At 68.0% G+C, this 24,696-nt stretch carries 20 protein-coding genes; 12 read left to right on the top strand and 8 right to left on the bottom strand.

Annotated features, from left to right (window positions below):
- Positions 1-34: 34 nt before the first annotated feature.
- On the bottom strand, positions 35-1,207 hold the full coding sequence (locus DFR72_RS23995) for a pyridoxal phosphate-dependent aminotransferase (RefSeq protein ID WP_211335506.1): 1,173 nt from the start codon (positions 1,205-1,207) through the stop codon (positions 35-37).
- 316 nt (positions 1,208-1,523) lie between these two features.
- On the opposite strand from DFR72_RS23995, the gene DFR72_RS23985 reads away from it, so the two are divergent.
- The 3 genes from DFR72_RS23985 to DFR72_RS23975 all read left to right on the top strand — a co-directional run bounded on the left by DFR72_RS23985 (position 1,524) and on the right by DFR72_RS23975 (position 6,895).
- Complete coding sequence (locus tag DFR72_RS23985) at positions 1,524-2,255, top strand: hypothetical protein (protein ID WP_090064968.1); 732 nt, start codon at positions 1,524-1,526, stop codon at positions 2,253-2,255.
- A gap of 76 nt (positions 2,256-2,331) precedes the next feature.
- Complete coding sequence (locus tag DFR72_RS23980; RefSeq protein WP_090064967.1) at positions 2,332-4,383, top strand: DNA gyrase/topoisomerase IV subunit B; 2,052 nt, start codon at positions 2,332-2,334, stop codon at positions 4,381-4,383.
- Positions 4,384-4,414: 31 nt separating this feature from the next.
- Positions 4,415-6,895: a DNA gyrase/topoisomerase IV subunit A gene (locus DFR72_RS23975; protein WP_090064966.1), complete on the top strand. Its 2,481-nt coding sequence runs from the start codon at positions 4,415-4,417 to the stop codon at positions 6,893-6,895.
- Between the two features lie 232 nt (positions 6,896-7,127).
- Here DFR72_RS23975 and DFR72_RS45035 read toward each other — a convergent pair whose 3' ends face one another.
- Positions 7,128-7,328 (bottom strand): hypothetical protein, encoded by a 201-nt coding sequence (locus tag DFR72_RS45035; RefSeq protein WP_143086684.1) that lies wholly within the window; start codon positions 7,326-7,328, stop codon positions 7,128-7,130.
- Between the two features lie 120 nt (positions 7,329-7,448).
- Here DFR72_RS45035 and DFR72_RS23970 point away from each other — a divergent pair, with 120 nt between their 5' ends.
- Together DFR72_RS23970 and DFR72_RS23965 are read left to right on the top strand one after the other, a co-directional pair.
- Positions 7,449-7,688: a hypothetical protein gene (locus tag DFR72_RS23970; RefSeq protein WP_090064965.1), complete on the top strand. Its 240-nt coding sequence runs from the start codon at positions 7,449-7,451 to the stop codon at positions 7,686-7,688.
- A gap of 28 nt (positions 7,689-7,716) precedes the next feature.
- Positions 7,717-11,403, top strand: a complete 3,687-nt coding sequence (locus tag DFR72_RS23965; protein ID WP_090064964.1) for an NACHT domain-containing protein — start codon at positions 7,717-7,719, stop codon at positions 11,401-11,403.
- A 274-nt stretch (positions 11,404-11,677) separates the two neighbouring features.
- Here the strand turns inward: DFR72_RS23965 and DFR72_RS23960 are convergent, their stop codons facing one another.
- Both DFR72_RS23960 and DFR72_RS23955 read right to left on the bottom strand, forming a co-directional pair.
- Complete coding sequence (locus DFR72_RS23960) at positions 11,678-12,427, bottom strand: SDR family NAD(P)-dependent oxidoreductase (protein WP_090064963.1); 750 nt, start codon at positions 12,425-12,427, stop codon at positions 11,678-11,680.
- Between the two features lie 117 nt (positions 12,428-12,544).
- The gene (locus DFR72_RS23955) at positions 12,545-13,930 is read right to left on the bottom strand and encodes a hypothetical protein (protein ID WP_090064962.1); all 1,386 of its coding nucleotides are present in this window, start codon (positions 13,928-13,930) and stop codon (positions 12,545-12,547) included.
- 949 nt (positions 13,931-14,879) lie between these two features.
- Here DFR72_RS23955 and DFR72_RS23950 point away from each other — a divergent pair.
- Positions 14,880-15,152, top strand: coding sequence for a hypothetical protein (locus DFR72_RS23950; protein ID WP_143086683.1), 273 nt, complete (start codon positions 14,880-14,882; stop codon positions 15,150-15,152).
- 95 nt (positions 15,153-15,247) lie between these two features.
- Here DFR72_RS23950 and DFR72_RS23945 read toward each other — a convergent pair whose 3' ends face one another.
- Positions 15,248-15,799, bottom strand: a complete 552-nt coding sequence (locus DFR72_RS23945) for a DivIVA domain-containing protein (RefSeq protein WP_090064960.1) — start codon at positions 15,797-15,799, stop codon at positions 15,248-15,250.
- A 95-nt stretch (positions 15,800-15,894) separates the two neighbouring features.
- On the opposite strand from DFR72_RS23945, the gene DFR72_RS23940 reads away from it, so the two are divergent.
- The 4 genes from DFR72_RS23940 (at position 15,895) to DFR72_RS23925 (ending at position 20,310) form a co-directional block, all read left to right on the top strand.
- A complete protein-coding gene (locus DFR72_RS23940) occupies positions 15,895-16,263 on the top strand; it encodes a YchJ family protein (protein WP_090065252.1) in 369 nt (122 codons plus the stop codon).
- Positions 16,260-16,937, top strand: a complete 678-nt coding sequence (locus DFR72_RS23935; protein WP_090064959.1) for a hypothetical protein — start codon at positions 16,260-16,262, stop codon at positions 16,935-16,937. Before DFR72_RS23940 ends, DFR72_RS23935 begins: the two co-directional genes overlap by 4 nt.
- A gap of 311 nt (positions 16,938-17,248) precedes the next feature.
- Entirely contained in the window at positions 17,249-19,465 is a 2,217-nt protein-coding gene (locus tag DFR72_RS46395) for a hypothetical protein (protein ID WP_177224530.1), read from the top strand.
- Between the two features lie 56 nt (positions 19,466-19,521).
- The gene (locus DFR72_RS23925) at positions 19,522-20,310 is read left to right on the top strand and encodes a carboxylesterase family protein (protein ID WP_170176368.1); all 789 of its coding nucleotides are present in this window, start codon (positions 19,522-19,524) and stop codon (positions 20,308-20,310) included.
- Here the strand turns inward: DFR72_RS23925 and DFR72_RS23920 are convergent.
- A complete protein-coding gene (locus tag DFR72_RS23920; RefSeq protein ID WP_090064957.1) occupies positions 20,307-21,311 on the bottom strand; it encodes a GDSL-type esterase/lipase family protein in 1,005 nt (334 codons plus the stop codon). The two genes, DFR72_RS23925 and DFR72_RS23920, sit on opposite strands and share 4 nt — an antisense overlap.
- 81 nt (positions 21,312-21,392) lie before the next feature.
- Here DFR72_RS23920 and DFR72_RS23915 point away from each other — a divergent pair, with 81 nt between their 5' ends.
- Positions 21,393-22,355 (top strand): GlxA family transcriptional regulator, encoded by a 963-nt coding sequence (locus tag DFR72_RS23915; RefSeq protein WP_245983407.1) that lies wholly within the window; start codon positions 21,393-21,395, stop codon positions 22,353-22,355.
- Entirely contained in the window at positions 22,355-22,975 is a 621-nt protein-coding gene (locus tag DFR72_RS23910) for a DJ-1/PfpI family protein (protein ID WP_090064955.1), read from the top strand. Before DFR72_RS23915 ends, DFR72_RS23910 begins: the two co-directional genes overlap by 1 nt.
- Here the strand turns inward: DFR72_RS23910 and DFR72_RS23905 are convergent.
- Positions 22,961-23,605, bottom strand: a complete 645-nt coding sequence (locus DFR72_RS23905; RefSeq protein ID WP_090064954.1) for a response regulator — start codon at positions 23,603-23,605, stop codon at positions 22,961-22,963. The two genes, DFR72_RS23910 and DFR72_RS23905, sit on opposite strands and share 15 nt — an antisense overlap.
- A complete protein-coding gene (locus DFR72_RS23900; protein WP_170176367.1) occupies positions 23,602-24,651 on the bottom strand; it encodes a sensor histidine kinase in 1,050 nt (349 codons plus the stop codon). The genes DFR72_RS23905 and DFR72_RS23900 overlap by 4 nt, the downstream gene beginning before the upstream one ends.
- Between the last annotated feature and the right edge of the window lie 45 nt (positions 24,652-24,696).

Raw genomic sequence — 24,696 nt, 5'->3', positions numbered from 1 at the left:
GGCAACCTTTCGGAGATGGTTCAGGTTTGTGCGTTCAGGCGCTGTGCATGAGCAGCGACGGTTCGCTGGAATGGCTTGCGTGCACGGCGTGGCTCGTCCACCGCGCCTGGGTGAAGTCGCGAATGCCCTCGACGAGTCGTTCCACGTCCTGTTCGGGCCGCACGACGAGCCGGGCGAACTTGCTGGTCATGCCGAGCTTGTTGCCGCATTCGCGGATGAAGACCTGGTGCCTGGCCAGCAGGTGGTCGCGCAGTTCGCGGCCGTCCATGCCTCCGCCGAGCTTCACGAACAGGAAGTTCGCCTGGGACGAGTACACGGTCAGGTCGGGAATGCGCGACAGCTCCATGCCCATGCGGTAGCGGTCACGGCTGAGCAGCCGCAGGCTCTCGGCGTACTCGGCCTCGTGGTCGGCCAGCATGAACACGACGGTCTCCGCGAGGGAGTTGAGGTTCCACTTCGGCAGCGTCTTGCGCATCTTCCCGGCGAGTCCCGGGTTCGCGACCAGGTAGCCGAACCGGATGCCGTGCAGGCCGAAGTTCTTGCCGAGGCTCTTCAGCACGACCACGTTGGGCCGGATGGACGCCTCGGCGGCGACCGACGGGTTGCGCTCGACCTCCACGAAGTCGATGAACGACTCGTCGATCACGATCAGGTCGAGGTCGGACAACTCGTCCATGAACCGGATGATCTCCCGGCGCGGCAGGTAGCCGCCGTCGGGGTTGTTCGGGTTGCAGATGACCGCGACCCTGCTGCCACGCGTGCGGATGAACTTGATGTACTCGTCGATGTCCAGCTCGAAGTTGTTGCTCTCCTGGAGCAGGAACATGTCGACGCGCTTGTTGCTCTCCATCGGCTGGTCGGTCCAGCGCCCGAAGGTCGGGATCGGGATCGCGACGCTCTCGTGGATCCACAGGTGGTCCATCCACGTGATCAGCTCGGTCGAGCCGTTCGACATCGCGAGCGTCGCCGGGTTCAGCCCCAGCACCTTGGAGAGCTGGTCCGCGATCTTGCTGGAGTCGCTCGGGTAGAACTTGAGCACGGACTCCAGGTTCTTCGACAGCTCCTCGAACATCTCCGGCGTCGGAAAGTACGGATTGCACGGGATGCAGAAGTCGACGAGCTCACCCGCACCCGTCCGCGACAGCTCGAAGTAGGACGGGCTGTGCGCGGTCTGCTGGAAGAGACCCGAGTCCACACCATGCCGCACGCGATCACTCCGTCCTTCGATCCGTTTCCGACACCGGGGCATACGTGCCGATGTTCATCCCGGTTCACGGGTCCGTTTCGGGAAGGTCTCGGAACGGTCTCGTGCGCAACCTCGCGCACTCCCGATCCTCGCGTCGGCGGACGCCGGTCGATCCGGCTTTCGGGAGGGTGGGAACCACGTGCTCGTCGGAGGGGGTCGGGACGCTGGGGAAGTCGCTGCCCGAGGTGCCGTTGCCGATGTCGGTGGAGCCCGGTTCGTTGACTGTCCACACCGGACGGATCGACGGTGCCGAGTGCCGGGTCGAGGTTCCAACTCGTTGGAACGGAACGCTTCTGCTCCACATCCACGGCACCTGTCCCGCCGGGTACACGCCGCCGGGCGGTCCGACCAGCTGCTCGACCTGGGGTTCGTCATCCGGACCCTGCTGGAACCGTCCCCGGAGGTCGTGCGGATCTCGGACGTGGCTTCGAACGAGGCACGGGCGTTCGCGGCCGTCGACTCGGCGCCGAGTTCGGCGGCCGGACGCGCCCGGCCGGCGCCGGCCGACGCCGTAGCGGGTATCCCGGCCTGGTCTCGGGTGCACGAACCCCGTCCGGTGGAAGTGGCGGAGGCGGTGGCGCAGGCAGCCGTTCACGACCGAACGTTCGCCACGTCGCCATCGTGGGGCAGCGGCCCTGCCGACCGCCGGCTCCGATCGTCCGGCGATCCCCCCGGCCGGCCCCGCTCACCCGTCGTGACGCTGCACGCGCCCGGCGACCCCACCCCGGTCGGGCACTCCGGCGCCTACCGCGGACGTGACGTACGACAACTCCCCGTCAACCGCGCCGGGCACTGCAAGCACACGGCGGCAGAAGAACTCGTCGCTCTGCGTGTCCTCGAAGACCGCATCTCGACCGGCCGCCGGCAGCACGCCGACGTGCACGACATGGCAGGTCAGCACGGCCCTGAGATGCGGGTACTCCAGGACCGGACCACGACTCCACCCCGCGAGGAGACCGTGGCGCCGGGCTTCGTGACGCACCACCCAGGACGGTTTCCGCGACCGTGACGGGCGTCTTGCGAAATATTGTCGGTGGGTGCGGATACCCTGCTGGCAGTCCGCACACAATCAGGGAGCAATACCCGTGACCGCAGAGACCCTGTACGGGGCCGACGACCTCACCCACCTGGAAGGTCTGGAGGCCGTACGCAAACGGCCAGGCATGTACATCGGGTCCACCGACAGCCGGGGCATCAACCACCTCTTCAGCGAGATCGTCGACAACTCCACCGACGAGGGCGTCGCCGGGCACGCGACGAAGATCGTGGTGACCCTGCACGCCGACGGCAGCGTCCAGGTCGACGACGACGGCCGCGGCATCCCGACCGACGTGCACGCGAAGTCCGGTCTGTCCGGTGTGGAACTGGTGCTCACCAAGCTGCACGCCGGCGGCAAGTTCGGCGGCTCCGGCTACAAGACCTCCGGCGGCCTGCACGGCGTCGGCGCCTCCGCCGTCAACGCCCTCTCCCACCGCTACGACGTCACCGTGCGGCGCGGCGGCAAGGTCCACGAGATGTCGTTCGCCCACGGCGTCCCCGGCGTCTTCGACGGCCCCGGCCCCAAGGCCAAGTTCACCCGCCAGAACGGGCTGAACATCGTCGGCAAGATGAAGCGCAACGAGTCGACCGGCACCTCGACCCGCTACTGGTACGACGCGCGCTACTTCGAGAACGGCGCCGCGCTCGACGTGGAGACCGTCCGCCAGAAGCTGCGCAACACGGCGTTCCTCGTCCCCGGCGTCACCTACGTCATGCGGACCGCCCTGGAAGACTCGATCTCCGAAGAGGTCTTCCAGTACCCCAACGGCCTCACCGACATGGTCGACTTCCTCGCCCCCGCGGGCGACCGGGCGGTCTCCGGCACGCTGGTGATCACCGGCACCGGCACCTACTTCGAGAACGCCGCCGACGAGAACGGCGTGATGCGGTCCAAAGTGGAGCGTCAGGCCGAGATCGAGGTGGCACTGCGCTGGGGCACCGGCTACGAACGCACCGTCGAATGCTTCACCAACACGATCCGCAACGTGCACGGCGGCACGCACCGCCGCGGCTTCGACCGCGCCGTGGTGAAGTCGGTGCAGGACGCCATCTCCAAGACCCGCGGCCTGCTGAAGCCGAAGGAGGAGATGCCGACCCTGGACGACGTGCTCGAAGGCATGACCGCCGTCATCCACGTCCGCATCCCCGAACCGCAGTTCACCTCGCAGACCAAGGACGAGCTCTCCACCGCCGGCATCACCAAGGTGCTGCAGGGCATCGTCGACCAGCAGATCCGCGCGTGGACCGAGGACCGCAAGACCAAGCTCGAAGCCAAGACCGTGCTGCAGAAGGTCGTCGACGCCTCGCGCGTCCGGCTCACGCAGAAGCAGCAGAAGGACGCGGCACGCCGCAAGACCGCGCTGGAAGGCGCGGCGATGCCGGCCAAGCTGGTCGACTGCCGCACCACAGGTGTTTCGCGTAGCGAACTTTTTCTCGTGGAAGGTGACAGCGCCCTCGGCTCGGCCAGAATGGCGCGCGTCTCCGAGTACCAGGCGCTGCTTCCGTTGCGCGGCAAGATCCTCAACGTGCAGAAGGCCTCGCTGGCCGACACGCTGCGCAACGCCGAGATCGCGTCCATCGTCCAGGTCCTGGGCGCCGGCACCGGCCGCACGTTCGAGATCTCGCAGATGCGGTACGGCCGCGTCATCCTGATGGCGGACGCGGACGTCGACGGCAGCCACATCCGCACGTTGCTGATCACGTTGTTCGCCAAGTACATGCGCCCGGTGATCGAGGACGGCCGCCTCTACGCGGCCATGCCCCCGTTGCACAAGGTCGTGACGCGCGGCCGCAACGCCGAGACGCACTTCACCTTCACCCAGCGCCAGATGGAGCAGAAGGTCGCGTCGCTGGAGAAGGCGGGCAAGCAGGTCGTCACACCGGTGCCGCGGTTCAAGGGCTTGGGCGAGATGGACGCGGACGAGTTGTGGGACACCACGATGAACCCCTCCACCCGCTCGGTCCGGCGCATCACCATGGACGACGTCGACGCCGCCGAGCAAGCCCTCGAACTGCTGATGGGCGAGAAGGTCGAACCCCGCCGCAACTGGCTCGTCGAGTCGGCCGCACGGGTCGACCAGTCGGCCATCGACCTCTAAGCCTTCAAGAGACAGACGGAGTCACGAAGTCATGGCACGCCGCAAGGGACCCACGACCAAGGTCGACCCAGCCGCGTTCGACCGGGCCGGCGCCAGGGTGCTCGACAACCCGCTGAAGACGGAGATCGAGGACTCGTACCTGGAGTACGCGTACTCGGTCATCCACTCGCGGGCCCTGCCGGACGCGCGGGACGGCCTCAAACCGGTGCACCGCCGCATCCTCTACTCGATGCACGAGCAGGGGTACCGGCCCTCGCACGCTTACGTGAAGTCGGCCCGTGTGACGGGGGACTGCATGGGCAAGTACCACCCTCACGGTGACACGGCGATCTACGACGCGCTGGTCCGCCTGGCGCAGGACTTCAGCCTCAACGAGCCGCTGATCGACGGCCACGGCAACTTCGGATCCCCGGACGACGGACCGGCTGCCGCGCGCTATACCGAGTGCCGCATGTCGCCGGTCGCGATGCAGCTCATCGGCGAGCTCAACGAGGACACGGTCGACTTCCGGCCGAACTACGACGGTTCGCTGGAAGAGCCGAGCGTGCTCCCGGCGGCGTTCCCGAACCTGCTGGTCAACGGCACGTCCGGCATCGCGGTCGGCATGGCCACGAACATGATCCCGCACAACCTCCGCGAGGTGATCGGGGCGGCGCGGTGGCTGATCACGCACCCGGACGCGAGCCTCGACAAGCTCATGGAGTTCGTGCCGGGGCCCGACCTGCCGACCGGCGGCATCCTGCTGGGCCTCGACGAGGTCAGGAAGGCCTACGAGACGGGCCGCGGTGTGGTCCGGATGCGCGCGAAGGTCGAGATCGGCCTGCTCGAGGGCAGCAGGGGCCGGCAGGCGATCACCGTCACGCAGCTCCCGTACGGCGTGGGCTCGGAGCGGATCGTCGAGAAGATCACCGACGAGGTCAACAAGTCCAAGCGCCTCACGGGCATCGCGGACGTCAAGGACCTCACCGACCGCGAGAACGGCATCCGGCTCGTCATCGAGTGCAAGGTCGGCGTGAACCCGCAGGCCCTGCTCGCGGACCTGTACCGGCTGACGCCGATGGAGCAGTCGTTCGGCATCAACAACCTGGTGCTGGTCGACGGCCAGCCGCAGACGCTGGGCCTCAAGCAGCTGCTGGAGGTCTTCCTCCAGCACCGCTACGAGGTCGTCACGCGGCGCACGAAGTTCCGCCGCCGCAAGCGCGAGGAGCGCCTGCACCTGGTCGAGGGCCTGTTGCTGGCCCTGCTCGACATCGACAAGGTCATCAAGCTGATCCGGGGCAGCGAGAACGCGGCTGCCGCCAAGGACGGCCTGATGAAGCAGTTCAAGCTGTCGGAGATCCAGGCCTCCTACATCCTCGACACGCCGCTGCGCCGCCTGACCAAGTTCGACAAGCTCGAGCTCGAGACCGAGCAGGACAAGCTGCGCAAGGAGATCGCGGAGCTCACCGCGATCCTGGAGGACGAGGGCGTGCTCAGGAAGCTCGTCTCGACCGAGCTCGCGGCCGTGGCGAAGGACCTGGGCGGCGAGCGCCGCACCAGCCTCATCGACGGCGACCTCAAGGAGGTGCTGGCGGCGTCCAAGCCCGCCGGTCCGCTGGAGGTCGCGGACGACCCGTGCCAGGTGATCCTGAGCGCCGCCGGTCTCGTCGCGCGCACCGCGGCCGAGTCGGAGGAGGCTTCCGAGGGCAAGCGCCGGGCGGGCCGCGTGAAGCACGACGCGGTGCTGGCCGTGGTGCACTCCACGGCGCGAGGCCAGGTCGTTCTCATCACGAACCTGGGCCGCGCGTTCAAGACGGACGTGCTCCCACTACCGGTGCTGCCAGAACAAAGCGGCACGGTCTCGATGCGCGGCGGTATGGCGGCCTCCGAGCTGGTGCCGCTGAACAAGGGCGAGAAGGTCGTCGGCATCGCGCCGCTCGACCCGAAGGACTCACCGGGCATCGCACTGGGCACGAAGCAGGGCACCGTGAAGATCTGCGTGCCGGAGTGGCCGGTCCGCTCGGACGAGTTCGAGGTCATCTCGCTCAAGGACGGCGACGAGATCGTCGGTTGCACCTGGCTCACCGACGGCAGCGAGACCCTCGCGTTCGTCAGCTCCGACTCGTCGCTCCTGCGCTACGACGCGAAACTCGTGCGGCCCCAGGGCCTCAAGGGCGGCGGCATGGCGGGCATCAACCTGAGTGGCGACGCGTACGTGGTGTTCTTCGGCGCGATCCGCACGGACGACGACGAGCACGGCGAGCCGATGGTCGTCACCTCGTCCGGCCAGAGCGTGAAGGTCACGCCGTTCAGCGAATACCCGGCCAAGGGCCGCGCGACGGGCGGCGTGCGGTCGCAGCGCTTCCTCAAGGGCGAGACGCACCTGGTGCTCGCGTGGATCGGCGCGCGCCCGGCGGGTGCGGACGACAAGGGCACACCGGTGGAGTTGCCGGCCATCGACCCGCGCCGCGACGGCTCCGGCCACGCACACCCCGGTCCGGACATCATCGGGCACCTGATCGAACGGGACTAGTCAGCGCTGACTACCGGCAGGGACATGGCCTGGTGCTCATTTCGCGTGACAGGCCATGGCTCCCATGCCGGGGCGCTTCAGAACTGCAGACAGTAACCCCTCTGCCGTGTGTAAACGGTGGTCACCTGTAGTCGCTCGTACGCAGGCAGAGAATCGATGTGATCGTGGTGGACCCCGCCGGCCGTAAGCGCGCTATCTGGTTCTTGCGGCCACGCTCGCGGTCGTGGCGTATTCACAGATGTTCGAGGAGCTTGTCCGTTGGCAGAGAGCTGTTCAGCGGAAGTGATTCTCCGACGACGGCGGTGTCGCCGAAGAACCCAGCTGTGATCACGAGCTTCACACCACAGAACGCGATCATCACCATGACTGCGGCGGTTGCCGCTACCAAGGTGCCAACGGTGTAGGCGTCGGCACTCGCAACTTCACTGAACACTCCGAAAACCCGCCGCCCGCTCCTCGTCAGCTTCGTCTTCGTGGACGGACTAGCAGTAGGCAAGACAATGCGCGAGCCTGCACCAGAACGACCCAGGTCTGGTGCATCATCCTGACGGGCTTGGTCTCGAACGAGTCCGGGCGGATCAAGTCGGGCTGCACGATGACCTGGCGGCTGTACGCCAGCGAAGCACAGACGCCCGTCGAGCAGGGATCCGTGTCCTGCAACTACTACCCCTCCGGGATCCGGCTGGGCATCAAGAAGGCGATGTCGGCTGGCGCTTACCGGTTCGACGCGGACGTCGAACCGGGCGATGGGTGCACAGGAGCGGGTTCCTACAGCTTCGCCATGGCCGATTGAGTCGCGCGGACCGGTCGAGACTGTCGGGGTGGCGCGATACGGTGCCGAGGTGCCAAGGGAATCAGGGTTCGAAGTCGTTCAGGGTCGCTACCTCTACGAGCGACTGGGGGAAAAGCCCTTCCAGCAGTTGTGTGGTGCACTGCTGGCGCGCGACTTCCCTGACGTTACCTGCATGCCGGTGGGCCAGTCCGACGGCGGGCGCGACATTGTGCGCCCGGCTCCTGGCGGCGGCTTCATCGTGTACCAGGTCAAGTGGTCGTCGAAGACGGAGCGGCGCATCGTCGCCTGGTTGAAGGCCGCGCTGGACGGCGAAGCCGACAATATCCGGCGACTGGCCGCGGAGGGCGCCACTGAGTACTTCCTGATCACCTCTGTGGCGGGGACGAGCGTTCCCGGCCGGGGCACCATGGATCGCGTTGCTGCGTTTCTGCGCGAGCGCTCGGCCGAGTACGGCATTTCGATGCGGTGCTTGTGGCGTGCAGACCTCGATGCCCGCCTGGATACGGCGCCGCAAGAGTTGTTGTGGTCCTACGCGGACATGCTCGCCGGGTGGCAGTTGATTCGCTATCTCAGGGAATCCTCGGAGCTGCGCGAACGCGAGGCATGGCTTCGCGACGTGGTGACGAAAGTCGTCGCCACACAATGGGTAGAGGACTCGAAGGTCAAGTTCAAGCAGGTCGATCTGGACTCCTGCGCACTCGTGGATCTGTTCGTCGACGTGGAGGCCGAACGCGTCGTCTCGCCACGTGCCGCTGACCGTGTGAATCTGCCGCTCCCAGGCGCCGATGAGCTGGGAGGCGCTGCTCGGCACCTGCTGACGACCATTCGGCCGTTCACCCTGGTCCTCGGTGCACCGGGTCAGGGAAAGTCGACTCTCACCCAGTACCTGTGCCAGCTGCATCGCGCGGCCTTCCTGTCGTCCGCCGACAAAGCCGCTGGCGAATTCACGGTCGAGCATCCCCGTTTTCCTCTACGGGTGGATCTGCGCGACTACGCGAGCTGGTTGCAGGGGCACGATCCGTTCGACCACTCGCCACTTAAGGCCGTTCCAAAGAAGTCGGACGGAAACGCGCGGTCGCTGGAATCGTTTCTCGCGCATCTACTGCAGGTGAAGAGCGGCGACATGCCCGTGAGCGTCCGGGACGCGCACGACCTCATCACACGGTTTCCCCCATTGCTCGTGTTGGACGGGCTCGACGAGGTGGCGTTGGCGGAAGTTCGCAAGGACGTCGTGACCCATATCGACCAACTGACCGCACGTCTGACCGCCGCCGAATGCAGTCCGCAGGTGATAGTGACAGCCCGGCCGAACTCTTCTGGTCTGGCCGAACCGTCTGCGGATCGTTTCGACACGATCACGTTGAGCCCGCTCAGTACTCAGCTGCGGTCTGAGTTCCTCGAGAAGTGGGCTGAAGCGCGCCGGTTGCCGCCGGGTGATCGGGCGACGCTAGAGCGGATTTTCGAGGAGCGTTCGGGTGAACCGCACATAGCCCAACTGGCTCAGAATCCGATGCAGCTGACCATCTTGCTCTACCTGATCCAGAAGCGCGGAGAGTCGATTCCCCAAACGCGAACCGAATTGTATCGGTCCTACATGGAAACATTCCTGGATCGGGAAGCTGCCAAGACCTCGGCGGTGCAGAAACACCGCGACGACCTGGAGGAAGTCACGGCTTTTCTCGGCTGGCATTTTCAGGCCCTTGCCGAGTTGGACGGAGCCGACAGCCAACTCTCGGTGAAAGAGATCAAGAAGGCTGTCCTGGGCTACCTGTATGAGGCTCAGAAGAGCACGCACCTGGTCGACGAGCTGTTCACGGCGGTGACCGACCGGGTCTGGGCGCTCACCAGCAAGGAGCAGGACAGCTTCCGTTTCGACGTCCAGCCGGTGCAGGAGTACTTCGCCGCCAGTTACCTCTTCCATGTGGCGGGGGCGGAACAACGGGGATTTAATGGATCCGACGTCTTCCGCGCCCTGGTGCGGCGCCCCTACTGGTTCAACACGTGCCGCTTCTACGCCGGGTTCGCCTCAGTCAACGACCTGGCAGCGCTCGCGGAGGTCCTGGAGGAGGAGATCGAGCGGTCCTCGGCTCCGTTCGACCTCGCGTCGCCGGACGTTCTCATCGAGCACACACGATTGGTCGTGTGGACGTTGTTGGCGGATGGCGTGTTCGCCGCGCGTCCCAGGACCCAGGCCCGTGTCGCGCTACTGCTCACCGATGACCTGAGCATCAGACTGCTTTCTAGACGATATGAACTTCCCCTGATAGCTCCAGACCGAGGCGGTTTGGTCCTCATGAAGGCGCTGCAGGAGGCCATCGCCGCAGACCCTCGACAGTCAATCAGCCACAGCCGGGCCCAGCTCGCGGCGTACATGGTGGGCGAGGGCGAAGAGAGTTGGAGTACGTGGTGGCAATCACGACTCATCGCGGCTGCCGGTAGCGCCGAGGAAGCCACGTGGCTGACACTCGGCGCGCCGATGAGAAGCGGTAATCGTATTTCGGCTGCGGCCGTCAGGACACTGGAGCTTGATACACCTGGTGCCGCCGATGCGGCATTGGTCGGCTCGGTGTCTGTGCCAAATGGCTCTGTTCAGGCTAGACGACTGCTTGAGTTCGTCCTCAAAGGACATTGCAGTGACGCGTCTCCCTTCGATGCCATGGGTGAGGCAGCTGAGCTGATCTTGATGTGGGCGCCGTACAACTTCTACCGTGAAGCGCGAGCCGTGGCGCCAAATCGGTCGGGTTCTGGCAGGCTTCACAGCTACGGCGAGATGTCTGCAGGTCTTCGGAGGCAGATCGCGAAGCGGCTGATCGCCCGGGATGTTCGATACGCGCGCGTTGATGGCGCCGCGAAGCTCGATGGAAAGGAGAAGAAAACCACATCCGTGTGGAGTGACGCCGCGCGGGAATTGACTGCAATCCACGGCCCATCCCTGCTGGCTGCCGAGATCACGATAATAGGCGCCGCGCTTCCACTTGAGCTGGCAAAGACCGACGGAGACCTGACGGAAGATTCAGAGCCTTTCGGCGCAGAAGTCGACTACGGCCAGTTGCTCAGGGAAGTTCGGCGCAACAGGAGTGATCACCTGTGGTGGACTTCCATGTTCGAGCGGTATTTCGACGATCTCTCGCGTGCCACCTGGGTGCTGAGCTTGCTGGCGGTCGCGGACACCGCTGTGATCGTAGAGTGCCTAGACCTCGTCGACGAGGTCACCAGAACCTTGCCTGAATCCGACTTGCGCGCGGTTCGGTTTGCATCCAGCAGGCTGGGCTCAGCCGGACATGCGCGGCGCCTTGATCGGTCTGTTCTGGAGCGGCTCGACCGGTGTGCGAGCGCCACGGCGCTTCTTGTGCTACATCACACAGTTGCGGTAGACGAATCCAACTCGCTGTCTGGCTTCTCCTCTGAATTTCTGGGCGCGATGATCAATTTCGAGATCTATTCATGGCCAGCGGCGCAAGCAATCAACTTCCGGATGCTGTCCGAGCCATCCTTGGAGTGCCTTGAGTTGCTTCGCGCTGCTGGTCCTCAATGGTATCTGAATTGCGATCCTCAGAATGGTCTGCCGGGTGGCGTCGTGCGTGATGTTCTCGTGAAGCCTGCGGAATTGTCGTCAGATTGGGTTTCGGTTTCAGAACAGTTGTATTCAGGTAAAATTCGGCACTCGAGCTTGGCGGATCTCGCCGACGGAGAGGGCTGGTTCAGCACACCTTGAGCGAGGATTCTCCTATGGTCGTTGCCGCTCTCGCAGAGGCGGCCGCGCGGCGCCCTGGCTGAAGATCGCTACATGTCCAAGCATGACGTGACATCGTGCCTGGCAGCTTTGCCATTCGAAAGGTTTCATCGAGCTGCAGCGTGCTCGTAGGTCGGGTTCGTTGAACGCCTGGGCATTAGGGAATGACCTACCGCTACCTACTGGAGGCCGACGCGACGGCAAGGACCTCGTGTCTCGGCGCCCAGCGCGGCGGCGGAGGCGGTTCCCGGAACGGTTAGAGCCCGAAGCCGCCGGACACCTCGACGTTCTGCGCGGTGATCCACCGGCCGTCCTCACCGGCGAGCGCCGCGATGGCCACCGCCACGTCGCCGGGCTCACCGACGCGGCCCAGCGCGGTCTTCTCGGCCAGCAAGGGGATGAACTCCGGGAACTTCTCGAAGGCGTCGCCGCCGAGCCTGGTCCGGGTGGCGCCGGGGGAGACGGAGTTGACGCGGATGCGGCGCGGGCTGAGCTCCTTGGCCAGGTAGCGCGTCAGCACGACCAGGGCGCCCTTCATGCTGGCGTAGCCGGAGTAGCCGGGCTCGGGCTGGTCGGTGGAGCTGCTGGTCGTGTTGATCACCGCGCCGCCGTCCGCGAGGAGCGGGAGCAGGGTCTGGGTGAGGAAGAACGGGCCCTTGAGCAGGACCCGGTAGAGCCTGTCGAAGAGCTCTTCCGTCGTGTCGGGGAACAGGGCGGTGTGGGAGAAGCCCGCGTTGTTGACGAGCACGTCGAAGTCGTCCCGGCCCCAGCCGCGCAGCACTTCGCCGACCCGGTCGCGGAACGCCGCGAAGGTGTCGCTGCGGCCGACGTCCAGGTGCAGCGCGGTGGCCTTGCCGCCGTTCTGCTCGATGGCCGCCACCGCCTGCTTGGCGCCCGCCTCGTTGGCGCTGTAGGTGAGGATCACGGCCGAGCCTCGCCGGGCGAGTTCGACGGCCGTGCTCCAGCCGATGCCCGAGCTGCCACCGGTCACGAGTGCGACTGACATTTTCCTACCACCTGTCTGGCCTGATTGGTCTTGTGGAACCAATGAGACCAGCGGTGCCAGCGTGTGCGAGAGATCGAAGCTCTCGCATTCTTGCCTGATCCTCCTGAAGGCCAGCGGTCAGGCGGTGTGACCCTCCAGTGCGCGAAGGCGCGCGATCACCCGTTCCGCGGCGTTCGGGTCGGTCATGTCCTGCTGCGTGAGCGCGGAGATCTGCAGGAAGACGGTCTCACCGTTCATCCGCTTCTCGTCGCGGCGCGCGCTCAACTCGTCCGGTGGTGGCATCGCCGGTGACAGGACCAGTGCGGCGGCGCGCGCGGGGGAGGGGGTCACGAGCTGACGCCCGTGCTCGTCGTTCGTGCTCTGCGCGGGAATGGCGTCGAGCACGGTCGTTTCGCCCAGTCCGGAGCGTTCGTCCGCTCGTCGCAGGCATTCCGCCTCGGCCTCTTCCAGCAGCCTGGGCACGAACCTGTTGAGGAGCTGGTGCGGGGCCAGAAGCGGTTTCACGGCGGCCGCGGACGGCAGCGTGCCGTGCTGCACCAGCGCCGAGAGCTGCCCGGTGGAGTCGTCGATGAAGGCGGCCTCGATGTCGTCGCCATAGCGGCTGAGGACGAACGCCCTGAGGTGGACGGTGATCCACCTGGTCACCGCTCGGTACCCGTGCTGCCGCGGCGCGGAGAGGATCCGGGGCACCCGTGCCTCGGGATGGCGCCGGACGTTGAGCAACCGGACGCAGTAGTCGAAGTCGGCGTGCATGATGCCGTGTGCGTCGAGCCACGCCGCGGTGACGGCCACGTGATTGGCGCTGCGGGTGCCGGCCAGCGCCACCGAGGTGGTGCGGCGGCGCCACCCCTCCCGGTCACGCCGCAGCGAGTCGCGCTGTTCGGTGATCGTGGTCCGCAGCCGGCTGATCTCGTCCCGCGCGGCGTCGAGCTCGGCGGCGGTCGTGCTCAGCCTCGCCAGCCGGTGCCGGGCCTCGGCGAGCTCGGCGTTCCTGGTCGAGACCTCCTTGCGAAGCAGGGACATCTCGGTCGCGGTGTCGGGCGCGTCGCCCGCTGTCAACGGCGGTTCGCCGATCAGGGCCCGGGTGGTGTAGCCGGGAGGATGCACGCCGGTGAGCCGCTTGTACTCCGTCGCCAGCTGCTGCTCGACGTCGTCGCGGCCGGGATCGAGCGACATGGTGCCCTCGATGATCCACGCGACCATCGGCCAGGGCGGGATGTGCTTGGCCGAGCAGTTGAGCGACTCGTACAGCGAGTCCTTGAGCTTGCGGGTCGTGCACCTCGCCCACTCGGGGCGATCGGGCTGCTCCTCGGTCCACCTCACGAACTGGCGGACGTTGTTGCGCGTGGGGTGCCTGCGGAGGACCTTGCACACCCTGATGACGAACTCCTTCTCGTCGGGCGCGAGCGTGCACTCGTCCTTGAAGTCCTCGAGCTTGTCCGGCAGCGAAGGCCCAGGAGTTCCGGGTCTCTTCGACCCGTCCGCCTCGTGCGACTTGGCCATGGGTGGTTCTTGGTTCCTTAGCTCCCCGACGAAGCTGGTGCAGGGCCTCTGCTGTCCGCTGCCCCGCCATTCGGGTGATGAAGACCACGCGGGCGTTCGGAGGCGTGGGATGCGGCGTGACGAAGGCTTGTTCACGGCCCTGACGTGCGAATATTTTGCGCGGTTGTCGACGGAGGCGCCGATGGCGCGCTGCAAATTCACCCGAAAGCGGAGCCTGAGGTTCGCAGCCGGGGCTCCGCTTTCGCAGGGCATCCGAGGTCGGTCCTGAGTCGTGAGGAGTCGAGGCATCGGAGAATTTCCAGCGATGTGTACATTCCAATGCCTGACGTGTGAGGCGCAAGTGCCGTCACTCGTTCGGATCAGGACGGGCCTGCTGGATGCCCTGAGCGGCCTGAACGTGGTTCTCGGCGTCAGTGCCTCTCCCATTCCGCGGACGTTCTCCAGGCTGGTCGTGGGCTGCCCGGAGGGGATTGTTCGAAATTTCGGACAATCACTGTGCTCGTCGCCGCGTAGCGGTCGTTTCGTGACCTGGGATCGGCCAGGTCTTATATCCAAGTCGGCATGGTGGGACTTGATGGATACTTGGTGAACGGTCGTCATCCGCTGGATCGCAGCCCTGCGGATGAATGTGTCGGTCCCGAGTCAAGTTGTTTGTACGAGGAGGCGCTTGAAATGTTTCACCTCACGAAGGCCGAATCGAGTGACCTCCGTCACAGGCCTGCCGCGTCGAGCTGATCGCAGGCGCTCGGCGCCGGCGTCACGTGGTCCGGGGACCGCGAAAGCTCACGGCCCCCGGACGGGAGGCGAGCCCCTGGTCGCACAGGAGCCCGCCGGACCTCCCGAGCAAGACAGCCACATTTCCAGCGGAGCATCTCGCCAAGGAAGCACCATGAACATACGACGGTTGTTCAGGCAGCGAACCCGCAACAAGAGCGAATCCCGTCGGCGAGTGAGTGGAACTCGCCGCACGACCCCGGCCGCGGCCGGGGGGACGGCCCCGCCGGCCGGGGTGTGGCAGGCGGTGCTCGGCACCTGGTTCGCGGTGCTGAGGGTCTCCGTCCTCCTGGTTGTCGTGACCCTGCTGGCCTACGCGTTCGAGATGACGTTCGCGGTGGGCCCGTTCGAGATCGGCGCCTCCCAGCCCTGCGGGGTGCCCGAGGTGGTGCACGTGCCGATTCCTGTGCCTGAGATCGCGCCGGTGTCCGTGTCCAAGGCCTTCTAGTGGTGTGACCCGGCACCGTTTCGGGGCGCTCCGCCAGGTGGTCGTCGGCGGTTGTGGCGGGGTCCTCCGGGCCCCGCCAGGACTGCTTCGGCCGGCTACTCGATGTGGAGGCTCTGGATCTTCGCCTCCGCGACGATGCGGTCCGCCTCGTCACGGGCGACGTTGCGCAGTTCGGCCAGGGCCCGCATCGCCTCGGCGCGGCGGGCCGACATCGCGAGCCGGAAGTCCTCGCGGACGCCCTCGCGCTTCTCGGCGGCCTCCTCGTCGAGCCGGCGGGCCCGTTGTTCGGCCTCGCCCACGATCATCAACGCTTTGAGCTGGGCATCCCTGATGACGTCACGGCGTTCCTCCTCGGCCAGGGCGACCATCCGGGCGAGCCGTTCGGGCAGGCCCTTCAGGTCGATCGGGGTCAGGCAGATGCGGTGCAGGCCGTCCTGCAGGGCTGCGTTCTCCTCCTGGACCGTGACCAGTCTTGCGGCCAAGGCCTCCGCGCGAGCTCCCGAGGCGTCGCGGTCGGCTGTGACCAGGCGAAGTTCGGCTTCCAGCTCGGCGACGTAGTCGTCCACCTCGTCGCGGTCGTAACCGCGCCATCGGAGCCCGAACCACGTGCGCAGCGGTACGAGCTCAGTCCTGCTGTCGACACTCACTGCCGTCTCCTCTGCCTCCCGCGAGTCAGTCTTGACAAGGGGTACGTACAGGGCGCGACATCGGTTCTAACGGGTTCACCAGGCACAATGTGGACGTGACCAACAAACTGTGCCCCTGCGGTACCGGTCAGTCCTATGTGGACTGTTGCGGTGCGCTGCACTCCGGGGCCCGAAAAGCGGCCACCGCCGAGCAGCTGATGCGTTCTCGCTACAGCGCTTTCGCCGTGTCCGATGAGGACTACCTGCTGCGCACGTGGGCCGCGAGGCACCGCCCTTCGAGCGCCGGGATCGACTCGACCGACCGCTGGCTGAAGCTCGAAATCCTGTCGACCGAGAACGGCGGTCTGCTCCAGGCCGAGGGTGTGGTGGAGTTCCGGGCGCACTACGTCGGCGGTGTCGTGCACGAGCGGAGCAGGTTCATCAGGGAGAACGGCCAGTGGGTGTACGCGGAGGGCCTGGAATGAGCACGGTGACGGTCGCGAGCAGGTTCAACGGGCCTCCCGGCATGGGCAACGGCGGCTACTCGGCCGGTCTGCTCGCCGCGCACGTCGACGCCCGGGCCGTGAGCGTCCGGTTGCGCAAGCCGGTGCCGCTGGACCGGGAGATGCAGGTCAGCGACGGGCAGTTGCTCGACGGTGACGTCGTGGTCGCCTCGGCCGAGCCCGCCGAGCTCGACCTGGAGGTTCCGGCCGCACCGACGCTCGCCGAGGCGCTGAAGGCGTCCGCGAAGGTCCCGTGGCGCGACAACCACCCGTTCCCGACGTGCTTCGGCTGCGGTCCCGGCCGCGAGGACGGCATCGCCGCGCTGCTCGGCCCGCTCGACGGCCGCAGCGAGTGGGCCGGCGTGTGGACGCCGACGGACGTCCTGCCGAACGACGGGGCCACCGTGCTCCCGGAGATCGTCTGGGCCGCGCTCGACTGTCCGTCCGCGCAGCCCGTCGCACCGGACGGTGGCCCGGCCTTCGTGCTCGGCACCTTCGTCGCCCGGGTGGAACGGCCGGTCGAACTGGGCGTGGACCACGTGCTCCTGGCGTGGGAGCTTGGAAAGGACGGGCGCAAGGCCTACTCGGCGTCCGCCATCATCGGACCTGACGGAGTGTGCGGACGAGCACGGGCTGTGTGGGTATCGATCGGATGAGATCAAATAACCCGACTGGGTGACAGAAGTGCGGCGCGTCTTGATAGCGTGCACGACCGTTGCCCGATTAAGCCGAAAGGGCGAGTGACCGGGATGGCACGGAGGTGATCAGGCGCTTGATGGGCCGACGTGCCGCCGCCCATGGCGACCAGCAACCACAGCCCCAGCAGAGTTCTGGCCAGAGCAGTTTCGGAGTTCAGACCATTACGAGCACCGACCAGGACCTGGATCTGTATCCCGTCGAGCAGCCCCCGGCAGCAGCGCCGCAGCCGGAGCCGGTACCCCAGAGGACGCCGTTCGCGGCGAGCTCCGTGGGGTCGACGCTCGTCGTCTCCGCTCCCGAGGGCCCGAGCCAGGGCGCCGCGGGTCTCGCCCGCGCGCTTCCGGCCGACAACGGCCGCACCGTCGTCGTGGTCGACTTCCCGGGCGGGGACCAAAGCACTTTCTGGCCGCACGTCGTGACGGCGCTGCACGGCCGCGGGCCCATCCGGCTCGCGGTCTCGCACGCCGGCACGATGCGGCCGACCGCTCCCGCGCAGTGGCTCGCCGAGCAGCTGCAGGCCGAGGTCGTGGCGCCGGACGGCGTGCTGACCACGGTGCCCGGTGCCGCGTTCGTCGTCGGCACGCAGGGCTACGGCAGCTGGGTGAAGTTCCAGCCGAACGCGTCCCCGATGCCGTACGGCCGCCGCTTCCCGGTGCCGCAGTGGGAGGCGATGGACCCGAACTCGCCGTGGCCGACGGGCGAGATCGGCATCTCCGAGCCGATCCCGAGCGGCCTCTGGCTGCGCGCGCAGCAGCCGCCGTTCGACCCTGCCGCCCAGGACTCGCGTCCGATCGTGGCGCTGCCGTGCCGCGACAACGTGCTGACGGTCGTCGTCGGCGGGCCCGGCCAGTCGTCGATCCCGATCGACGAGGTGTGCCGCCTGCTCACGGCGCTGCCCCAGGCGGCCCGGTCCCGCGTGCGGCTCGTGCCGTACGGCATCGACGCCGCCATCGGCAGCCTCGTCGCCGACCAGATCGGCGAGCCGATCGCGATGTTCACCGGCCTGCCGGTGGGCAACCTGCGCGGCGGAGGGCCCGCGGTGGTCGCGGTCGACCCGCGCGGGCAGCAGACGTGGCGCCCGTTCGTCACCGAGGTGCTGTGCGTGCCGGACGAGGCCGTGCCCGTGGTCTCCGGCTACCGGGCGCCCGTGCAGGGCCTGACCGAGGTCTCGCCCGGGGTGTTCGCGCTCGGCGACGGCGTTGTGCTCGAAGTCGTGCCCTCAGGTCTGTGGGTGCGTGAGCAGGACGAGCCGTACAACGCCGCCGAGGTGCGCACGCTGCCGTTGGACCCGGAATGGGCTCGTCTGACCGTGGGCACGCCAGGGCGCACCACGCCCGGTGCGGTCGCGGTGCACGGCGCTGCTCTCGTGGAACGCCTGGAGCCCGAGGTGCGCAAGCTGCTGCGCCTGGTGTTCTGCGACTCCAAGGTCATCGCGCCGGCGCCGCCACCCCCGCCTCCGGTCAGCAGTCCGGTAGCGGCTCTGAGCACGGCGGCACACGCGCTGTCGACGCGGGAGCCCTCGGACAACGGCACCGGCTTCTTCACCGCCGTCACGCCGGCCGAACCCGAACAGGACAGACCCGCGTACGTGAGCATGGGCGCGGGTCCGGCGATCGCGACCGTGACGTCGCACGCGCTGGCGGACGACCCGGACGAGGCCGCGTTCCCGTCGGACGACCCGGACCACGCCCCGGTGCGCTTCCGCGTCGACGGCCCGCTCCCGCTGCAGCCGCTGGCCCAGTGGGAGGCCCCGCCGGAGGACAACGGCGACCGCGAGACGATCGCGCCGGATCACAGCAGCTCCGACGCCGAACGCGACACGGTCCGCCGTGCCCTCGGCGAGCGCTACGGCGTGCACGCGGCGACGGTCGTCCGCCTGCTCTCCCAGCGCCCGGACGCGGAGGAGGACCCGGCCGCGTTCGAGGCCATGGTCACCGACCTCACGGCGTTGCTGGCGTGCGTGTCGCAGGACGAGGAGATGGTCGTCGAGACGCTCCGCATGGGACGCCTGGGCCGCCTGCGCCCGTACGTCGCGTGCATCGTCTCGGGCCTGAACCGCCTGCCCGTGCACAACGGCATCGCGGCCGTGTGGGGCGTGAGCGGTCCCACGGGTCCGCGGCGCTACCGCCACGGCGAGGTCCTGGTGGAGCACGGCCTGCTGGACGCCGTCGCGAACCCGTCCCAGCGCGTCGACGGCGTCACCGAGTACCTGATCTGGTCGGTCACCGGCCGCGTGGTCGAGGTGACCGACCGCGTCGCCGTGGCCACCGAGGAACGCGTGGTCTTCCCGCCCGGCACGCCGTTCCGCGTGCTCGCGGTGGCCGAAGCCGAGGGTGACCACCCGCAGCAGGTGCTGCTGCAGGAGATCGCCGGACCGGCCGCGGACCTGGAGATCGCGGGGATGCGGCCGAGCGTGCTCTCCCAGCTGGAACGGGCGGCGGCGAACCTGCGCGTGCTGCCGGTCTCGCACCAGGTGACGGCCTGAACCTCGGCATCCGTTACGCGGAACCGCCGGTCGGCCCGCTGCGCCTCCACCCACCGGTGGACTGCGACGGCGAGCCGACCGGCGCGTTCGGCGACCGGCACACGCTGAACGTCTGGTCCACAGTGGACGCCGGAGCGCCGGTGCTCCTCTGGGTCCACGGCGGCGCGAACACCGTCGGCTCGTCGGCTCAACCCGAGTACGCGGGTGACGTCATCGCCTCGCACGGGATCGTGTTCGTCAGCTGCGACTACCGACTCGCCGTTGACGGATACGGTGCGCTTGAAGGGTTTCCGCACAACCGCGGCCTGCTCGACGTCGTCTCCGCATTGCGGTGGATCCAGCGCAACATCGCCCGTTACGGCGGCGATCCGTCGAACGTCACCGTGGCCGGTCAGTCGTCCGGTGCGCAGACCGTCGCGAGCCTGATGGTCATGCCGTCCGCCGCCGGTCTGTTCCACCGGGCGATCGCGCACAGCCTCGCCGGGCGGTTCTTCACGCCGCTCGAAGCCGTCGAGGTGCAACGGCGAGCCGACCCGGAAGTCGTGCTGTACCAACCGATCATCGACGGTGACACGCTGCCGCGCAGTCCGCTGGAAGGCCCGTACGACGTGGACCTCCTGGTGTGCCACACCGCTGATGAGGACGCGCAACTGTTCCAGCGCCCGACGATGCGGCTGGCGGACGAGCACGGGCGCGCGTTCCGGTCGATCTACGCCCGTACGCCGGCGCACCACGGTGCGGACGTGCCGGACATGTTCCGGGGTGACATCGCGGCGGCTTGGGCGAGGTTCGCCCGGACAGGCGATCCCGGCTGGCACCAGCACGAACTGAAGCGCTGGGTCTAGCTTTCCGTGGTGAGGCCGAGCGACCCGTCCAACCGGGGCACGCACGCCCCGTCCCGCTTGTCCGAGGCCAGGAACTCGGTCAGGCACCGCCCGATCTGCTCATGCCCCCGCGCGTTGGGGTGGAACGACTCCTGCAACGCGTGCGATGCGCGCCTCTGATCCTTCAGACCGTCGAAGTCGACCGTCAGCCGCGTGAACCACTCGGTCTCCGGCTCGTCCCCGCCCACGCACGCCTCACGGCCCTCGCCGGCCCGCGCCAGGTCGAGGAACCGCGCGTTGACCTTGCCCGCGGCGGCGCGCAGGCCGTTCGACAGCTCCGGCACGGCCTCCTCGACGACCCACTGCAGGTCGGCGGTGCGCAGCGGGCAGCCGGACAGGTTCTGCAGCGACTGGGGCATCTTCGGTGAGACCGGTGCCGCGTAAGACTGCACGACCAGCTGGTAGGAGGAGTCGAGGTAGCCGGAGTCGCGCATGGTCTGGCGGATGGCCTTCAGCGTGTTCTCGACCTTCGGGACCATCCGCCGCACGCGCTTGGTCCACTCCGGTGCCACGGACGACGTGCAGTCGCTGCGCTTGCCCCACGCCTCGAAGCACTTGTTGAGGATCTCGGAGAAGCGCGGGTCGTCGTTCGCGCCCACGGCCACGACGATGGCGACGACCTGGTTCGAGCCGGCGATCGTGCGCAGGCGGGGCAACTGCTCGTTGCGCAGCTTGTCGGAGTTCGCGCCCGAGCAGGCCAGGTTGATCTTCTGGTCGGCCTCGAACGAGGTCTTCATGATCTCGGCGTCGCGCGAGCGGTGGCACCAGTTGCCGCCGTCCTCGCCGTCGGTCCCCGCCTCGTAGGAGCCGGCGCCCTCGCCGGACATCGTGCTGTCACCCAGCGCGACGACCGCGGTCCTGGTCTCCCTGTCCGCGTCGGAGGGCGGCGGGAACACGTGGTCGCTCACGACCAGCACCATCGTGAGCAGGCCGATCGCCGCGAAGAAGAGCACTTTGCGCATCGCGTGCCAGTTTACGTGGGTGGCCGAATGCGAGGGGGATATGTCGTTGCCGCCTCAGTCGGGGATGAGGAAAGTGGAGGTGTGGGGAATCTGAGGGAGATAGTCGTGGTCGGCTACGACCACACCGCGTTGCTGGACCTGGCGGGGCCGATCGAGGTGTTCCAGGCGGCGAACTACGGCGAGCAGCGCTACCAGATCACCGTCGCCACGCTCGGGGGAGGACCGTTCACCGCCACCGCCGGTGTGCGCGTCGAGGCGGGCGCCGATCTGCTCACGCTGGACCGTCCGATCGACACGCTGCTCGTCGTCGGCGGCTGGGGGTACGGCGAGGCCGCGTCCGACGCGGTGCTCACGACGAACCTGCGGCGGCTGGCGCTGCGGTCCCGTCGCGTCGCGGGGGTCTGCACGGGGGCCGTGGTGCTGGCCGGGGCCGGGCTGCTCGAGGGCAAGAAGGCGACGACGCACTGGGCGTTCACGGGCGAGCTGGAGAACCGCGGCGTCGAGGTGGAGCCGGACGCGATCTTCGTGTGCGACGGCCAGGTGGCCACGTCGGCAGGGGTGACGGCGGGCATCGACCTGGCGCTGGCCATGGTCGAGCAGGACCACGGGCCCGCGCTGGCCCGCAGGATCGCGCAGTACCTGGTCGTCTTCCTGCAACGCTCGGGCGGCCAGTCGCAGTTCAGCGTGCACACCCGCGCGAAGCCGGTGTCGGACGGCTCGCTGCGCGCGTTGCTCGACGACATCCACGCCGATCCGACGCGGGAGTGGACGGTGCCGGTCATGGCCCGCAAGGCGATGATGAGCGTGCGGCACTTCGCCAGGGTCTTCTCCCGCAGCGTGGGCGTCTCGCCCGCGCAGTACGTCGAACGAGCCCGCGTCGAGGCCGCCGCCGACCGGCTGGCCAGCAGCGGCGACTCGCTCGACCTCGTCGCCCGTCAGTCGGGGTTCGGCTCGTCCGAGACCCTGCGGCGGGCCTTCCTGCGCGTGCTCGGCGTGTCGCCGGGCAGCTACCGCGCCCGTTTCCGGACCACTGGGGTTGCCTGATGGATGCCACTTTCGTGCTCTACCCGAACATGACCGCGCTCGACTTCGTCGGCCCGTTCGAGGTGCTGGCCAGCGTGCCGGTGGTCTCCGCGCGGTTCGTCGCCGCGACGCTCGACCCCGTGAAGTCCGACAACGGGCTGGTCGTGACGCCGACCGACACGTTCGACTCGCTCAAGTCGACCGACATCGTGGTGGTGCCGGGTTCCGGGCACTGGAAGGCGCTGCTGAAGGACTCCGGCGGCGTCGTCGAGTGGCTGCGGGAGGTGCACCCGACGACGAAGTGGACGACGTCGGTGTGCACCGGGTCGACGCTGCTCGCCGAGGCAGGGCTGGTCTCGAGGGCCACGACGCACTGGGCCGCGCGGGAGGACCTGGAGGTGCGGGGCGTCGAGGTGAGCACCGACCGGGTCGTGTTCGACGGCAAGGTCGTCAGCGGCGCGGGCGTGTCGGCGGGCATCGACATGGCGTTGCGGCTGGTCGAGGCCGAGTTCGGCGAGATGGTCGCGCAGGCCGTGCAGGTCGGCATCGAGTACGACCCGCAGCCGCCGCGCGCCTACGACTCGATCCCGCCCGAGATCGCGCGGGGCCTCAAGGCCGCGTTCGAATCAAGTCAGGCCTGACTGCACGGCGAACACGACGAGCTGGGCGCGATCGCGTGCGCCCAGCTTCACCATCGCCCGCGACACGTGCGTGCGCACCGTCGCGGGCGAGATCACCAGCACCGCGGCGATCTCGTCGTTGGACGCGCCGGACGCCACGTGCCGCATGATCTCCCGCTCGCGTTCGGTCAGCCTGTCGAGGTGCGGCACGGGCCGTGCCGACGCCCCGGACGCGAACCGGTCGATCACCCGGCGCGTGACGGACGGCGAGAGCAGCGAACCGCCGTCGGCCACCACGTGCACCGCGCGCAGCAGGTCCGTCGGGTCGGAGTCTTTCACCAGGAACCCGGACGCGCCCGTGCGCAGCGCCTCGAACACGTACTCGTCGAGGTCGAACGTCGTGAGCATGATGATCCTGACCTGGGCGCACGCGGGGTCGGCGCTGACGCGGCGCAACACCTCCAGGCCGTCCACCAGCGGCATGCGGATGTCGAGGAACACCACGTCCGGCTTCGTCGCCTGGATCAGCGCCAGGGCCTCCCGCCCGTCGGCGGCCTCGCCGGCGAGCTGGACGCCGTCCTCGGTCTCGATCAACGTCCGCAGCCCCATCCGGACCAGCGGCTGGTCGTCGGCCACCACCACGCGAATCATGCGGGCAACGGTATCCGGGCGATCACCGAGAAGCCCTGCGATGCGTCGGCTTCGAGCGTGCCGCCGAGCGCTTCGGCCCGCGAGCGCATGCCCGTGATGCCGTGGCCCTCGGTGAACTCGGCCGGCGTGCCGGTGTCGGTCACGTGGACGACCAGTTCGTCGCGCACGGTGAAGACCCTGACGGACGCGGTGACGCCGGGGGAGGAGTGGCGCAGGACGTTGGTCAGCGACTCCTGCACGATCCGGTACACGGCCAGCTGGTAGGTGTCCGGCAGCTCGATCCGGGCGACCTCGACCGACACCTCCAGCCCCGCCTCGCGCATCCGCGCCGCCAGTGCCGGCACGTCGTCGAGCGTGATCACCGGTGCCAGGGGAGCCGAGCCGCGCAGCGTGTCCAGTTCGGACCGCAGACCGTCCAGAGCCTCCTTCGACGTGTCGCGGATGGCTTCGAGTGACGCGCGCGCCTTCGCCGGGTCCTTGTCCAGCACGTAGAGCGCGACGCCCGCCTGCATGGCGATCACCGAGAGGCCGTGGCCGACGACGTCGTGGACCTCCTGGGCGAGCCGGAGGCGTTCGGAGATCGCGGTGCGCTCGCGAACGTCCACAGCGGACCGGCGCCACAGCTTCACCAGCACACCCGCCGCGCCCGGCAGCAGGATCCAGCCGGCCGACCAGGTGACCCACGACGTCAGCGTGTCGTTCCACCACGGCAGGAGAGCCAGGGCATACAGCAGGGCACTGACGGCGGCGAGTTCGATGCGCGCGTACAGGGCCACCGCGTAGATCGCGGCGACACCGCTCACCAGGATCGGGCCGAACGGGTAGCCCAGCGCCAGGTAGACCACGATCGACGCGATCGTGACCGTCACCGTCCACATCGGACGAACTGTGCGGAACAGCAGGCCGCAGGCCGCCACGACGATGAGCGCGTACGCGAGGGCGTCGAGGGGTTCGCCGCCTTGAAGACGCGCGGCGAACCGCGTGCCCGCGAGGCCGAAGAACAGCAGCGCCGCCGTGAGCGCGCCGTCCTGCCATGTGATCCGCATGCCGCCGACCATACGACCGGGGACGTACGCAGATGTGCGTATCTT

Origin of the sequence: Lentzea flaviverrucosa (genome assembly GCF_003350445.1) — a bacterium.
Classification (GTDB): domain Bacteria; phylum Actinomycetota; class Actinomycetes; order Mycobacteriales; family Pseudonocardiaceae; genus Lentzea; species Lentzea californiensis.
This window is presented reverse-complemented; position numbering and strand designations above follow the sequence as displayed.

Bases quoted from the DNA above. Each gene is read 5' to 3' on its own strand.
- DFR72_RS23920 (WP_090064957.1), bottom strand. From the start codon at position 21,311: ATGCGCAAAGTGCTCTTCTTCGCGGCGATCGGCCTGCTCACGATGGTG.
- DFR72_RS23905 (WP_090064954.1), bottom strand. From the start codon at position 23,605: ATGATTCGCGTGGTGGTGGCCGACGACCAGCCGCTGGTCCGGATGGGG.
- DFR72_RS23900 (WP_170176367.1), bottom strand. From the start codon at position 24,651: ATGCGGATCACATGGCAGGACGGCGCGCTCACGGCGGCGCTGCTGTTC.
- DFR72_RS23910 (WP_090064955.1), top strand. From the start codon at position 22,355: ATGGATGCCACTTTCGTGCTCTACCCGAACATGACCGCGCTCGACTTC.
- DFR72_RS23955 (WP_090064962.1), bottom strand. From the start codon at position 13,930: ATGGCCAAGTCGCACGAGGCGGACGGGTCGAAGAGACCCGGAACTCCT.
- DFR72_RS23975 (WP_090064966.1), top strand. From the start codon at position 4,415: ATGGCACGCCGCAAGGGACCCACGACCAAGGTCGACCCAGCCGCGTTC.
- DFR72_RS23960 (WP_090064963.1), bottom strand. From the start codon at position 12,427: ATGTCAGTCGCACTCGTGACCGGTGGCAGCTCGGGCATCGGCTGGAGC.
- DFR72_RS23935 (WP_090064959.1), top strand. From the start codon at position 16,260: ATGAGCACGGTGACGGTCGCGAGCAGGTTCAACGGGCCTCCCGGCATG.